This is a genomic window from Trujillonella endophytica, assembly GCF_900110555.1.
In the GTDB taxonomy this organism is placed as follows: domain Bacteria; phylum Actinomycetota; class Actinomycetes; order Mycobacteriales; family Geodermatophilaceae; genus Trujillonella; species Trujillonella endophytica.
Window position 1 is genome coordinate 106687 of sequence record NZ_FOEE01000014.1, and the last position, 13406, is coordinate 120092.

At 73.4% G+C, this 13406-nt stretch carries 12 protein-coding genes; 9 read left to right on the forward strand and 3 right to left on the reverse strand.

Annotated elements, in window-relative coordinates; translation table 11 throughout:
* Window positions 1-33: 33 nt before the first annotated feature.
* From BMY88_RS19220 to BMY88_RS19240, 5 genes are all read left to right on the forward strand, one after another.
* Complete coding sequence (locus tag BMY88_RS19220; RefSeq protein WP_091947470.1) at window positions 34-1044, forward strand: ABC transporter ATP-binding protein; 1011 nt, start codon at window positions 34-36, stop codon at window positions 1042-1044.
* Window positions 1034-2095 (forward strand): ABC transporter ATP-binding protein, encoded by a 1062-nt coding sequence (locus tag BMY88_RS19225; RefSeq protein ID WP_091947600.1) that lies wholly within the window; start codon window positions 1034-1036, stop codon window positions 2093-2095. The genes BMY88_RS19220 and BMY88_RS19225 overlap by 11 nt, the downstream gene beginning before the upstream one ends.
* Complete coding sequence (locus BMY88_RS19230; RefSeq protein ID WP_211435729.1) at window positions 2092-3048, forward strand: ABC transporter permease; 957 nt, start codon at window positions 2092-2094, stop codon at window positions 3046-3048. Before BMY88_RS19225 ends, BMY88_RS19230 begins: the two co-directional genes overlap by 4 nt.
* Window positions 3045-3947, forward strand: coding sequence for an ABC transporter permease (locus BMY88_RS19235; protein WP_091947475.1), 903 nt, complete (start codon window positions 3045-3047; stop codon window positions 3945-3947). The genes BMY88_RS19230 and BMY88_RS19235 overlap by 4 nt, the downstream gene beginning before the upstream one ends.
* 225 nt (window positions 3948-4172) lie before the next feature.
* Window positions 4173-5738, forward strand: a complete 1566-nt coding sequence (locus BMY88_RS19240) for an ABC transporter substrate-binding protein (protein ID WP_091947481.1) — start codon at window positions 4173-4175, stop codon at window positions 5736-5738.
* Window positions 5739-5815: 77 nt separating this feature from the next.
* On the opposite strand, the gene BMY88_RS19245 is transcribed toward BMY88_RS19240, so the two are convergent.
* Genes BMY88_RS19245 through BMY88_RS19255 form a run of 3 tightly spaced genes read right to left on the reverse strand, consistent with a single transcriptional unit; the run spans window position 5816 to window position 8846 of the window.
* Window positions 5816-6445, reverse strand: a complete 630-nt coding sequence (locus BMY88_RS19245) for a TetR/AcrR family transcriptional regulator (RefSeq protein ID WP_170861190.1) — start codon at window positions 6443-6445, stop codon at window positions 5816-5818.
* 8 nt (window positions 6446-6453) lie between these two features.
* Window positions 6454-7716, reverse strand: a complete 1263-nt coding sequence (locus BMY88_RS19250) for an acyl-CoA dehydrogenase family protein (protein ID WP_170861191.1) — start codon at window positions 7714-7716, stop codon at window positions 6454-6456.
* Window positions 7713-8846: an acyl-CoA dehydrogenase family protein gene (locus BMY88_RS19255; RefSeq protein ID WP_091947489.1), complete on the reverse strand. Its 1134-nt coding sequence runs from the start codon at window positions 8844-8846 to the stop codon at window positions 7713-7715. The genes BMY88_RS19250 and BMY88_RS19255 overlap by 4 nt, the downstream gene beginning before the upstream one ends.
* Window positions 8847-8993: 147 nt before the next feature.
* On the opposite strand from BMY88_RS19255, the gene BMY88_RS19260 reads away from it, so the two are divergent.
* The 4 genes from BMY88_RS19260 to BMY88_RS19275 are packed head-to-tail and all read left to right on the forward strand — an operon-like array spanning window position 8994 to window position 13391.
* Window positions 8994-10163, forward strand: coding sequence for a thiolase family protein (locus BMY88_RS19260; protein ID WP_091947492.1), 1170 nt, complete (start codon window positions 8994-8996; stop codon window positions 10161-10163).
* Between the two features lie 32 nt (window positions 10164-10195).
* Window positions 10196-10675 (forward strand): Zn-ribbon domain-containing OB-fold protein, encoded by a 480-nt coding sequence (locus BMY88_RS19265; protein WP_091947495.1) that lies wholly within the window; start codon window positions 10196-10198, stop codon window positions 10673-10675.
* 2 nt (window positions 10676-10677) lie between these two features.
* Window positions 10678-12951, forward strand: coding sequence for an acyl-CoA dehydrogenase family protein (locus BMY88_RS19270; RefSeq protein WP_170861192.1), 2274 nt, complete (start codon window positions 10678-10680; stop codon window positions 12949-12951).
* On the forward strand, window positions 12948-13391 hold the full coding sequence (locus BMY88_RS19275) for a nuclear transport factor 2 family protein (RefSeq protein ID WP_170861193.1): 444 nt from the start codon (window positions 12948-12950) through the stop codon (window positions 13389-13391). Before BMY88_RS19270 ends, BMY88_RS19275 begins: the two co-directional genes overlap by 4 nt.
* Window positions 13392-13406: the final 15 nt, after the last annotated feature.

Consider the following 13406-nt stretch of genomic DNA (forward strand, 5'->3'; position numbering starts at 1 on the left):
ACTCCCGAACGGCGACACGGAGGAACCCGTCCGATGACCGAGCCGCTGCTCCTGGTCTCCCACCTGCACATGCACATCGGCAGCGCCCGCGGCGCGGTGCGCGCGGTGGACGACGTCTCGCTCGCCATCGGCGCCGGTCAGGCGCTCGGGGTGGTCGGCGAGTCCGGCTCGGGCAAGTCGATGCTCGCCCGGGCCATCATGGGCCTGCTCCCTCCGCGCGCCGTCCGGTCGGGCTCGATCCTCTTCGAGGGTCGCGACCTGATGGCGCTGCCGGTCAAGCAGCAGCGTGACCTGTGGGGCAAGCGGATCGGCATGGTGTTCCAGGACCCGGGCCGCTCCCTGAACCCCGTCGTCCGGGTCGAGCGACAGCTCACCGAGGGCATGCGGCGACACCTCGGCGTCGGTCGCGCGGAGGCGCGCACCCGCGCCGTGACGCTCCTGGACGAGGTCGGTGTCCCCGATCCCGAACGCCGGCTGGGCAACTACCCGCACCAGATGTCCGGGGGCATGCGGCAGCGCGTCATGCTGGCGATCGCCCTGGCCTGCGAGCCGGACCTGCTCATCGCCGACGAGCCGACGACCGCGCTCGACGTGACCATCCAGCGGCAGATCCTCGACCTGCTCCGCCGGGTGCAGCGCAGCCGGGGCATGGCGATGATGCTCATCAGCCACGACCTCTCGGTCGTCGCCGGGCGCACGGACCGCGTCGCCGTCATGTACGCCGGCAGGCTCGCGGAGACCGGGGCCACGCGCGAGGTCTTCGCCGCGCCCCGCCACCGCTACACGCACGCGCTCCTCGACGCGACGCCGACGCTCCACCAGGAGCGGCACGCCCGCCTGCGCGTGATCGAGGGCAGCCTGCCCGATCCCACGGCGCCGCCACCGGGCTGCCGGTTCCACCAGCGGTGCACCGCCGCCGTGGAGGGCTGTGCCGGCGGCCCGATCGAGATGGAGTCGGTCGGCGTGGACCACCGGATCGCCTGCCTGAACCCGGTCGTCACCTCGCACCTGGTGGGCGCGGGTGGTGCGCACGATGGCCGGTAGCGGGGTCGCGCACCTGCGCGGGGACGAGGCGCTGCTGCGCGTCGAGGACCTGGTCGTCGAGTACCGGACGTCGGCCGGCGTCGTCCAGGCGGTGTCGAAGGTCAGCTTCGACGTCCTGCCCGGGGAGACGCTGGGGATCGTCGGCGAGTCCGGCTGCGGCAAGTCGACGACCGGCCGGGCGGTGCTCCGCCTCGACACGGTCACCTCGGGGAGGATCCGCTTCCGCGAGCGCGCCATCGAGGACCTCGACGAGCGCGAGATGCGGGCGCTACGCCGGGAGATGCAGATGATCTTCCAGGACCCGGTCGGGTCGTTGAACCCGCGTCGTCCGGTCCGCGAGCTCGTCGTCGAGGGCCTCGACATCGCCGGCGCCTCCAGGAAGGAGCAGGAGGCGGCGGCCGGCCGGGTCCTGGCGGCGGTCGGGCTGTCCGACGAGCGGTTCCGCGACCTGCTGCCCCGCCGCCTCTCCGGAGGTCAGGCCCAGCGCGTGGCCATCGCCCGCGCACTCGCCGTGGAGCCGCAGCTGCTGATCTGCGACGAGCCGGTGTCGGCGCTCGACGTCTCCGTCCAGGCCCAGATCCTCAACCTGGTCGAGGACCTCAAGCGGGACCTCGGCCTGACGGTGGTCTTCATCGCCCACGACCTGAACGTCGTCCGGACGGTCAGCGACCGGGTGCTGGTCATGTACCTCGGGAAACTCTGCGAGTTCGGTACGCCCGAGGCCGTGTACGCGTACCCCGCCCACCCCTACACGCGAGCCCTGCTGGACTCCGTGCCGCAGCCCGACGCCGTCGACGGCTTCTCCGGACCCGCTCTCGAGGGGGATCTGCCCTCCCCGCTGTCCCCGCCGACGGGCTGCCGGTTCCGCACCCGGTGTCCCCGGGCGGACGAGCTGTGCGCGAGCGAGGAACCCCAGGTGGCCGAGGTGCGCCCGGGGCAGTTCGCCGCCTGCCACCACCCGCTGCCCGTCCCGGAGGTCCCGACGGGCTCCGGCGATGCCGCGCTCCCGATCCCCGTCCCCGTCCCCGTCCCCGCGAGGAGCACCGCGTGACCCTCCTCGGCACGCTCCGCAAGGTGGCGCGCAGCCTGCTCGTCGTCCTGCTCGTGACCTTCATGGTCGTGGCGCTGCTGAGCCTGGCTCCCGGCTCCGTGGCCACGGTCATCCTCGGCCCCGCCGCCACCCCGGAGTCCGTCGCCGCGCTCAACGAGGAGCTCGGCCTGAACGACTCCGTGTTCGTGCAGTACTGGGACTGGCTGACCAACGCGCTGCACGGCGACCTCGGCACGTCCCTGCTCACCGACCTGCCGGTGACGGAGACGATCTGGGAGCGCCTCCCCGTCACCCTCGAGCTGGCCCTCCTGGCGCAGGTCATCGCCCTCGGGATCGCCGTCCCGCTGGCGATCGCGGCGGCGGCGCGTCCGGGCAGCGTGGTCGACCGGTTCACCAGCGCGATCTCCTCGGCCTCGCTCTCGATCCCCGCGTTCGTGGCGGCGCCGATCCTCGTCTACTTCCTGGCCCTGCAGCTGGACCTCTTCCCGGTCTCCGGCTGGAACGACCTCTCCGAGGGGATCGGCCCCAACCTGGAGAGCGCGCTGCTCCCGGCGTTCGCCATCGCCCTGGCGGAGATCGCGGCGTTCCAGCGGCTGCTGCGGACCGACCTCGTCAGCACGCTCCGCGAGGACTACATCGCGGCCGCCCGCGCGAAGGGCATGTCGCCGACCTTCGTGATGCTGCGGCACGCGCTGCGGCCGTCGTCCTTCTCGCTCATCACGCTGCTGGCCATCAGCACCGGCCGGCTGCTGGGCGGCACGGTCATCGTGGAGACGCTGTTCTCCCTGCCGGGGCTGGGCTCGCTCGTCGTCAACTCCATCACCTCGCGGGACGTGGTCGTGGTCCAGGGTGTCGTGGCCTTCATCGCCGTCGTCTACGTGGCGCTCAACACCGCGGTCGACGTGGGCTACGGCCTGCTCGACCCCCGCGTGCGCAAGGAGGCCAGGGCGTGACCCAGATCGACTACCTCGACCAGACCGGCGGGGTGCTGGCGGAATCGGGTCCCCACGAGCCCGTCGTGCCGGTCGTGCGCCGGCGCCGCTCGCTGTCGGTGGGCCTTGCCTACTCCTGGCTCGCCCTCGTCGTGGTGCTGGCCGCCCTGGTGCCGCTGCTGCCGGTGAGCGACTTCGACATCGCGGCCGGCCCGCCGCGGACGACCCCCGGCTTCGGCGACGGGCTGGACCTGCTGCTGGGGACCGACAACTTCGGCCGCTCGGTCCTCTCGCGCATCCTGTACGGCGGTCGGGTGTCCCTGGTCGTGGGCCTGGTCGCCGGGACCGTGGCCTTCGTGATCGGGACGTTCCTCGGGTTGCTCGCCGGGTACTTCGGGCGCTGGGTGGACGCCGTCATCACCTACGTGACCGACGCGCTGCTCGCGTTCCCCCCGCTGATCCTGCTCCTGTCGATCTCGGCGGTCACCAAGCCCAGCCTGTTCACCCTCACGGTGGGGCTGACCATCCTGGTCATCCCGTCGTTCGTCCGGTTGTCCCGCGCGAACACCATCGCCTGGCGGTCCCGGGAGTTCGTCCGGGCGGCGCGCAACATGGGCGCCACCAGCCCCCGGATCATCCGGCGCGAGATCCTGCCCAACGTGCTGCCGACGGTGGCCTCCTACCTGCCGCTGGTGATCGCGTCCCTGATCGTCGCCGAGGGCTCGCTGAGCTTCCTGGGGCTCGGCATCCCGGCTCCCACGCCCAGCTGGGGCGGGATGATCGCCGACGGCAAGGACTCCCTCGACGACGCCGCGTACCTGGTGCTCGTGCCGGCGGTGGTCGTCTTCCTCACGGTGTTCGCCCTCAACCAGATCGGCGACTCGCTGCGCGCCCGGTTCGACCGCACGGCCGGCGACTGAGCCGACCCGCCACGGGACGCGGACGCCTGCCCGGGCGCCGCGCGGGCCCGGCACCGCTGTTACGCAATAGTTACCATCATTACTAGTTTGGCTGTGGCGTGCCTCACCGGTGCCACGTCACACTTCTGTGAACGCCCGCTCAATCGAGCACTCGCCGGGCCGGCCGCGCAGTTCCGCGGATGACGCCCTGCCCGTACCCCCGTCCCCGATCGAAGAGGTCCCGCGATGCACCGCAGACGGAACTCCCTGGTTGCACTGGCCGTCACCGCGGCACTGGCGCTCACCGCCTGCGGCGGCGGGGACGACGACGGAGGCGGCTCCGCCGGCTCGGGCTCCGGTGAACCGGTGGCCGGCGGCACCGCGGCCATCGGCATGGTCAGCGAGCCGCGGACGCTGGACCCCGCCTACCTGAGCAACAACCTGACGACCAACTCGCTCGTCGGCAACGCGCTCTACGGCGCGCTGGTCACCAACGACCCCGTGACCGGCGAGGTCAGCCCGTCGATGGCGGAGAGCGTGGAGACGACCGACGGGGGGACGACGTACCGGTTGGTGCTCCAGGAGGGGCTGACGTTCTCCGACGGCACCCCGCTGGACGCGGCGGCGGTGCAGGCCAACTGGGACCGCGACCGCAGCATCGAGCTCCGGGCGCCGGTCATCGCGGTCGCGATCAACATCAGGACGACGACGGTGGTGGACCCCCGGACGCTGGAGTTCACGCTCAACACGCCGACGCTCGCGTTCGACCAGACGGTCGCCACCAGCGCGCTCAACTGGATCGCCTCGCCTGCGGCGCTCGAGGGCGACCAGGCCTCGTTCGACGCGGCTCCCATCGGCGGGGGTCCGTTCGTCCTCGAGAGCTGGAGTCGTGGCGGCGCGATGGAGCTGGTCAGGAACGACGCCTACTGGGATGCGCCCAAGCCCTACCTCGACGGCCTGACGCTCACCGCGCAGAACGACGCGCAGCAGCGGTTCAACACGCTGCAGAGCGACCAGGTGGACGCCATTCTCAACAACAGCCCGGTGATCACCCAGCGTGCCGAGGAGGCCGGCATCACGGTCGCGGTGCCGAGCCGGCCCAACGGTGGCAGCACCGTCGTCTTCCAGACGCAGGTCGCCCCGTTCGACGACCCCCGCGCGCGGGAGGCGGTCTACAAGGCGATCGACCTCGACGTCGTCCAGAGCGCGGTCTTCAACGGCGAGGGCACCGTGCCGCTGTCGCTGTTCGGCGAGGACTCGCCGTTCTACACCGGGGAGTACCTCTCGGGCGCCGACCCCGAGCGGGCGCAGGAGCTGTTCGACGAGCTCGCCGACGAGGGCAGTCCGGTCGAGTTCACCATGGTCACCTTCCCGACCACGGAGTCCCTGGCCGTCGCCCAGTCCATGCAGTCGCAGCTGGCGGCGTTCGACAACGTCACCATGGAGATCGACAACCGCGACTTCGCCGGCGCCCAGGGTGCGCTGACCGGTGGCCAGTTCCAGGCCAGCATCGCCGGCCTGCAGTTCGTCGACCCCGAGCCGCAGCTGTACTCGGGCCTGTACTCGACGTCGTTCCTCAACTTCTCCAAGATCTCCGACCCGGAGATCGACGAGGCGCTGGACGCGGCCCGGGTGGCGACGGACGACGAGGCCCGCGTCCAGCTCTACCGGTCGGTGGAGGAGCGGGTGGCCGAGCTCTACCCGTTCATCATCTGGAGCGCGACGCGCGAGAACGTCCTCGGCGACCTGCAGGGCGTCGGGCTCTACGGAACCGGTTCGGTGCTCCTCGACGGGGCCTGGCTGGCCCCGTAGGGCTCACCCCGCCCGGGCGGGCGCGGCTCCCTCGCCGGGAGCCGCGCCCGCTCCGCGTCGCGGGGAGGCGGGAGCGGTCAGGCGTCGGCGCAGACGCCGGCGCAGGTCATCCGACCCAGCCAGCGACCGACCGCGGCCGGGTCCCGGACGTCGACCGAGCGCAGGCCGGTGAGCGAACCGACCTGCGCCACCCCGAGGGCGATCCACTCCTCGGCCTCGGTGGCCGACACCCCGGCGCGCAGCTCGCCGGCCGCGTCGGCCCGCCGCACGTACGGCCGGATCAGCTCCGCCACCCGCTCCCGCTCGCGGCCCAGGCGCAGCGCCAGGAAGCGGGCCAGGCTCTCGTCACCGGCGGCCAGGTGCTCGCCCATGCGGTAGCGGGTGCCGGTGGCCGCCAGCACCTCGGCCACCACCGCGACCGCCTCGGCCAGGGTGCGGGTGCGCTCGGCCCGCTCGGTGATCAGGGCCAGGTCGCGCTCCCGCTCGAACTCGCGGATGCCGTTGAACAGCGCGCCGCGGTCGGCGAAGTGGCGGTAGAGGGTCGCCCGGGACAGCCCGGCGGCGGCGGCGACGTCCTGCATCGTGGTCTTCGCCCGCCCGAACCGGGTGACGCACTCCATCCCGGCCCGCAGGATCCGGTCGCGGGTGTCGGCGTCGGTCGGGACGGCGTCGGTCGGGGGGGTGTCCTGTGCGGTGCCGGGTTCCACGCCGGTAATCATGCGGGCCGGGTGTTCTGCCGCAGCTGCCGGAACGGGACGACGCGGTCGTCGCTCGGCTCCCGCGGCAGGCCCAGCAGGCGCTCGGCGATGGCGTTGCGCTGCATCTCCGTCGTCCCGCCGCCGATGCCGTGGCTGGACAGCCGGTGCAGGCCCCAGAGCTCCCCGCCGCCGGCCGGCGCGGCCGCGGCGCGGACGCCGGCGACGGCGAGGTCGATCTCGCCCCTGCGGACGGCGGTCGCGCCGGACATCGCCTTGAGGATCGCCGCGGCCGGCCCGGGCAGGTCGCCGGCGGCGATGGCGGCGCCGACCCGCTTGGTGGTCGCGGCCATCACCGCCTCGAGGACCCAGCGCTCGCCGATCAGGGCGCGCACCGACGGGTCGGTGTCGCGGCCGAGCTCGCGGGCCAGGTCCAGCAACTCGGGGGCCAGGCCGATGCCGGTGTCGGCCTGCTGCCCGCGCTGTCCGCCCAGCGACCAGCCCCGGCCGATCGCGCTGCGCTCGTTCACCATCAGCGTGGTCGCCACGCGCCAGCCGTCGTCGACCTCGCCGACGACGTTCTCCGCCGGCACGAAGACGTCGTCGATGTGCTCCTGGCAGAAGTCGGCGCTGCCGTCGAGCAGCCGCACGGGGGCGATCTCGATGCCGGGGGTGCGCATGTCGACGACGAACATGGTCAGGCCCGCGTGCTTGGGGACGTCGGGGTTGGTGCGGGCCAGGCAGATGGCCCGGTCGGAGTAGTTGCCGCCGGTGGTCCAGATCTTGGCGCCGTCGAGCACGAAGCCGCCCTCGGTGCGCTCGGCGCGGGTGAGCAGCCCGGCGAGGTCGGAGCCGCCGCTGGGCTCGGAGAGGAACTGGCACCAGATGTCGTCGCCGCGCAGGATCCGTGGGATGTGCCGGCGCTTGAGCAGCTCGCTGCCGTGCGTCAGGAGCGTGGGGATCACGACGTTGAACGCGTTGCCGAAGTTCTCCGGCATCCGGTACTCGGCGGCCTCCTCGCGGAACGCCTCCTGGTGGGCCGCCGACAGCCCGAGGCCGCCGTACTCGCGGGGCAGGTGCACCCCGGCGATGCCGCCGTCCCAGAGCGAGCGCTGGATCGCGCGGTCGCGGGCCACGCCCTCGTCATCCCACTGCAGGAACGGCTCACCGGGCGACTCGAGCGGCACGTGCGCGGCCAGCCAGGCCCGCGCCCGCGCGCGGAACTCCGGCACCGTCTCGTGCTCGGGCGCCTCCTGCCGGGGCACCTCCACCTGCTCGGTCACGCCGCGGCCTCCTCTGCGATGTCGACCAGCGCGCGCTGGTGCTGGTCGGGGCTGCCGAGCAGCACCTCGTTGCTGATGACCCGCCGGAAGTACAGGTGCAGGTCGTACTCCCAGGTCATGCCGATGCCGCCGTGCAGCTGGATGCAGTCGTGCAGCGTGGCGGTGCTGCGCCGACCCACGTGCGCCGCGGCCACCCGGGGCGCGATCGCGGCGTCGGGGCGGTCCAGCGCGACGGCGCGGGCGGCGTGCGCGGTGATCGCCGCCGAGCCCTCCAGCCACATCCGGTGGTCGGCCATCCGGTGCTTGAGCGCCTGGTAGGAGCCGATCGGCCGGCCGAAGGCGACCCGGTCCTTCGCGTACTGGACGGTCATCGCCAGGCCGCGGGCCGTCGCCCCGGTGGTCTCGGCGCACTGCAGCACGAGGGCGACCCGCAGCTGGTGCTCGAGGTCGCCCGCCGCCCCGCCGACGGTGCCGACGACGGTCTCCGGGCCGGCCGCCACGCCGGTGAACCGCACGCTCGCCAGGCGCCGGGCCAGGTCGAGGGTCTCCAGCGGCTGGACCTCGATGCCGGGGGCGTCGCGGGGCAGGAGGAACTGCGCCGGGCCGTCGGGGGTGGTCGCGCTGACCAGGAGCAGATCGGCGGCCGCGGCGTCGGGCACGTAGGAGGCCACGCCGTCGAGCCGGTGACCGGCGCCATCCGGGACGGCGGTGACGGGCGGCTCGGCGGGCAGCGCGTCGTCGGGGCCGGCGAACGCCCATGTGGCGACCAGCTCGCCGGCGGCGATGCCCGGCAGCACCCGCTCTGCCAGCTCGGGAGACGCCGCCCGCGCCAGGCCGGCGGCCACCACGTTCGTGACGAGCGCGGGGCCCGGGTGCACCGACCGGCCGAACTCCTCGGCCACGATCGCGGCGTCCACGAGCGCCTCCCCGGAGACGCTGCCGCCGCCGAGCTCCTCGGGGACGAACATCGCGGTCCAGCCCAGCTCCGCGCCGGCGGCCCACGTCGCGCGGTCGAACCCGACCGGGTCGTCGAGCAGCTCGCGCACCCGCTCGACCGGCGCCCGTTCCTGCAGCGCCCTCCGGCAGGTGGACCGGAACAGCTCCTGGTCGTCGCTCAGCCCGAAGGCCATGCCCGCCTCCTCCGTGGATGCCGGGCCCGCCCTCCGCGCCGGACGCGCCGGGGCCCTTGCCGCCGGGACGATACGTGCGATACAAGTTCGGTAGCAAGTGTCTCATCCGTCCCGCCGTCGATGGCGGGCATCGAGAGGTGGAACCCCGTGGCGCGACCCAGGCAGGCGGCGATCGCCGGCGTCTACACGACCAAGCAGGGCAAGCTGCCCGACCGCACCTCGTTCTCCCTCCAGCTGGAGGCGATCAAGGGCGCCTGCGACGACGCCGGCATCCCGGTCGAGGAGGTCGACGGGATCATCCCGTTGAGCATGTCCGACCACCTGCCCGGCACGACCGCGACGCAGTTCTGGGCCGCGCAGCTGGGTGAGCGGCCGCTGGGCCTGATGGAGACCGGGGGGGCCTCCGGTGCGCTGGCGAAGGCGGCGCTGGCCATCGAGAACGGCATGTGCGAGGTCGTCGTCCTCTTCTACGGCAAGGCCGGCTCGCTGGTCGGCCCGCGCGGCACCGCTGCCGCCGACAAGGCGCCGCGAGTGCCGGACTGGAGCTTCTACCAGTCGGGCGCCTACATGACGACGTGGTACGCGCTGTGGGCCCAGCGCTACATGCACGAGTTCGGCGCCACCCACGCCGACCTGGCCGAGGTCGCCGTCTTCACCCGCTACCACGCGACGCTCAACCCGAACTCGATCATGGGCCGCAAGGGCGAGATCACCGTCGAGGACGTGCTGAACAGCCGGCCCATCTGCGAGCCGCTGAACCTGCTCGACTGCTCGCTGGACAACGACGGTGGCTACGCGATCGTGATGACGTCGGCGGAGCGCGCACGGTCGGCGAAGTCCAAGCCCGTCTGGGTGCTCGGCGGCGCGGAGTCCACCTACACGGACTTCTACACCACGATCAACGACCCGTGGTTCCCCGAAGAGGGCAAGGCGGTGCGCCGTGCCGCGAACCGGGCGTTCGACATCTCCGGCATCGGCCGCGACGAGATCGACGTCGCCGGGCTCTACGACTGCTTCACCATCACCACGATCCGCGACCTCGAGGAGATGGGCTTCTGCAAGCTCGGCGAGGGCGCGGAGTACGTGAAGGAGGGCCACTGCCGCCTCGGTGGCTCGATGCCGACCAACACCGACGGCGGGCTGCTCTCCAACAGCCACGCGGGCGACCCGGCGGGCATGCACACGATCGAGGTCGTCCGCCAGCTGCGCGGTGAGTGCGGTGAGCGGCAGGTGCCGAACGCGAAGATCGGCGTCTCGCTCCAGCAGGGCTGGGCGGTGCACGGCATGGCCGGTGTCCTCGTCATGGCCGCCGACTGAGCCCCCCGCACCCGGACCCCCGAGGAGTCGAGATGACCTACCGCAAGCCCCTTCCGCAGATCGAGCCCGCCAACCAGCCCTTCTGGGACGGCCTCGCCGCCGGCGAGTTCCGCGTCCCGAAGTGCGACAACTGTGGCCACTACAACTGGGTGCCGTTCCCGGCCTGCCGCTCCTGCCTGAACGAGGCGCAGACGTGGACGCCGGTCAGCCGGGACGCGACCGTGTGGAGCTTCAGCATCGTCCACCGCGGCCCCGGCGCCTTCAACGAGGAGGTGCCCTACGCCGTCGTCCTCGCCAAGCTGGCCGAGGAGCCGCGCGGCTGCATCGTCATCGGCAACACCGTCGGCATCGACCCGGCCGACCTCTACGTCGGGATGCCGCTGCGGATCGTGTTCGAGACGATCGAGGGCGAGGACGTGACCGTCTTCCGGTTCGCCGCGGCCGACGCCGCCGAGCCCGACGAGGCCGACGCCGCGCTCAGCGTGGAGAACCAGCCGGCCACGGTGGCCTGACGGTGGACCTCTCCCTCACCGACGACCAGGCCGCGCTCCGGGAGTCGGTCGCCGAGCTGTTCGAGAAGCAGGCGACCCCCGAGCGGGTCCGGGCCGCGGAGGCCCGCGGCCACGACGACGCGCTCTGGCGGGTGCTCGTGCAGTCCGGGATCCCGACGATGGGCGCGCCCGAGGAGGTCGGCGGCGGGGGTGCGACCGTGTCCGACCTGGTCGTCGTCGCGATCGAGGCGGGCCGGCGGGTGGCCCCGGTCGAGCTGCCCGGGGCCTGGGCGGCGGTGCACCTCCTGGCCTGCTCGGCCGCCGGCCGGGAGGTGCTCGACGGGGTCGGCGAGGGTGCCGTCGTCCCGGCGTTCGCGCTGCGGCCGCTGCGGGCCGGCTCCGCCGGCCCCGTGCCGGGCGCGGCGGCGGCCGACCTCGTCGTCGCCCTCGACGGCGACGAGCTGGTGGCGCTCACGCGTCCGGAGGGGACGGTGGCGGAGCTGCTGCCCAACCTCGGCTCGGCCGCGCTGGCCGAGGTGAGGACGGGGGTCTGGTCGCAGCGTCGCGTGCTGGCGACCGGCGAGGAGGCGCACCGGGCGCACGCGGACGCCGTGTCGCTGTGGCGGGTGCTCACCGCCGCGGCGCTGGAGGGCGTGCGGCGGGAGGCGCTGCGGCTCGGCGTCGACTACGTCAAGGAGCGGCACGCCTTCGGCGTCCCGATCGCCTGGTTCCAGACGGTGCAGCACCGGCTGGCCGACGAGGCCACGGCCGGAGACGGGGCCGAGCTGCTGGTGCAGGAGGCGGCCTGGGCGCGCGACACCGGGGACGCCCGGGCGGTGGCCCTGGCCCGGATGGCCCTGCTCTTCGCCGGTGAGACCGCGTTCTCCACCGCCGCCGCGAGCCTGCACTTCCACGGTGGCTACGGCTACACGCTCGAGTACGACATCCAGCTGTACTACCGGCGGGCCAAGGCCTGGCCGCTCGCGCTGGGCGCTCCCCGGCACGAGCTGCGGGCGCTCGCCACCGACCTGTTCGCCCCCCGTGGCCTCAGCAAGGACCTCCCTGCCCCCCACCACTCGCAGGCTCGCGGCGGGCCCCTGCAGGGAGGCCGGACGACCCGGCCTGGCCCGGACTTCACCGAGCACGACTCCCTCGCGGAGTTCCGCAGGTCGGCGCGGGAGTGGGCCGACGAGCACGTGGACCCCGCGTGGGCCGACCTGGAGCACGCCACGGGCACCCACCACAACGCGGACCTGCACGCGCTGCTCGGGCGGCAGGGGCTGCTGGGTGCCGGCTGGCCTGCGGAGTACGGCGGCACCGACGTCGACCCCGGCTACGCGCTGGCGGTCTTCCAGGAGATCGGCGCGCGCGGGCTGCGGATGGACGGCTGGGTGACCACCGAGATGGTCGCGCGCACGATCCTGCACGTGGCCACCGAGGAGGCCAAGCAGGAGATCGTCCCGGCCGCGCTGCGCGGTGAGGTCGTCATCGTGCTCGGCTACACCGAGCCCGGCTCCGGCTCCGACGCCGCAGCCGCCAGGATGCGCGCCGTCCGCGACGGCGACGAGTGGGTGGTCAACGGCTCGAAGATGTTCACCAGCACCGCGCACATGGCCACCCACGTGTTCCTGCTGACCCGCACGAACACCGAGGTCCCCAAGCACAAGGGGCTGACCCTCCTGCTGGCCCGGCTCGACGCCCCCGGGGTCGAGGTGCAGCCGGTGCACACCCTCGGCGGCCAGCGCACCAACGCGACCTTCTACTCCGACGTGCGGGTGCCGGACGCGATGCGGATCGGCGACGTCGACGGCGGCTGGGGCGTCATGCGGGTGGCCCTGGTGCACGAGCGGGGCACCGCCACGGCCCCGGGTGGACCGACGCTGGTCGAGCAGGTGGCCGCCTGGGCGCGGGAGACCCCCGGGGGCGACGGCGAGGTGCTCCTCGCCGACCCGACGGTCGCCGAGCACCTGGCCAGGCTCGCCCTCGACGAGGAGATCGGCCGGCTGCTGGGCCTGAAGGTCCGCTGGGTCGCCTCGACCGGCGGGCTGCCCGGCATCGAGGGGTCGATGCAGAAGCTGTACGCCAGCGAGGCCGAGCAGCGCCGGGTCGACGTCCTCACCGACCTGCTGGGGGAGCAGGCGCTGCTCGCCGGCGACGCGGGGCCGCTGCACGGCGCCGTCGAGTGGGCGCTGCGCAAGGCCCCGGTGAGCACCATCTACGGCGGCAGCAGCGAGGTCATGCGGGAGATCGTCGCCGAGCGGCGGCTGGGGCTGCCACGCAGCCGGCCGACCGGGTGAGGGGGGACGCCGCCGACGTCCTGGCGGTCATCGGCGTGCTCAACCGGTACGCGTGGGCGCTGGACACCCGGGACTGGGAGGGGCTGTGCGAGGTCTTCGCCGAGGACCTCCGCGCGGACTACGGCGCGTTCACCGTGACCGGCGTCGGCGACATGGTCGAGCGGATGCGGGAGTCGCACGCGCACGTCGACTCCACCCAGCACCTGATCGGCGGGCACGACGTGCAGGTCGACGGGGACGTCGCGCGCAGCCGCTGCCAGGTGATCGCCACCCTGCGCCGGGCCGGCCGGCCGTCGCGCATCTACCGGATGGGCGGCTGGTACGCCGACGAGCTGGTGCGCACGCCGGCCGGCTGGCGGATCGCCGTCCGCACCGCGCACGGGTTGTGGCAGGAGGGTGACCGCGCCGTGCCCCGCCCGCCGGACGTCGCCAACAGCTAATCTTTGCAATGTTAG

Coding starts and splice junctions, on each gene's coding strand:
- BMY88_RS19220 (WP_091947470.1), top strand. CDS start 34: ATGACCGAGCCGCTGCTCCTGGTCTCCCACCTGCACATGCACATCGGC.
- BMY88_RS19225 (WP_091947600.1), top strand. CDS start 1,034: ATGGCCGGTAGCGGGGTCGCGCACCTGCGCGGGGACGAGGCGCTGCTG.
- BMY88_RS19240 (WP_091947481.1), top strand. CDS start 4,173: ATGCACCGCAGACGGAACTCCCTGGTTGCACTGGCCGTCACCGCGGCA.
- BMY88_RS19255 (WP_091947489.1), bottom strand. CDS start 8,846: ATGGCCTTCGGGCTGAGCGACGACCAGGAGCTGTTCCGGTCCACCTGC.
- BMY88_RS19265 (WP_091947495.1), top strand. CDS start 10,196: ATGACCTACCGCAAGCCCCTTCCGCAGATCGAGCCCGCCAACCAGCCC.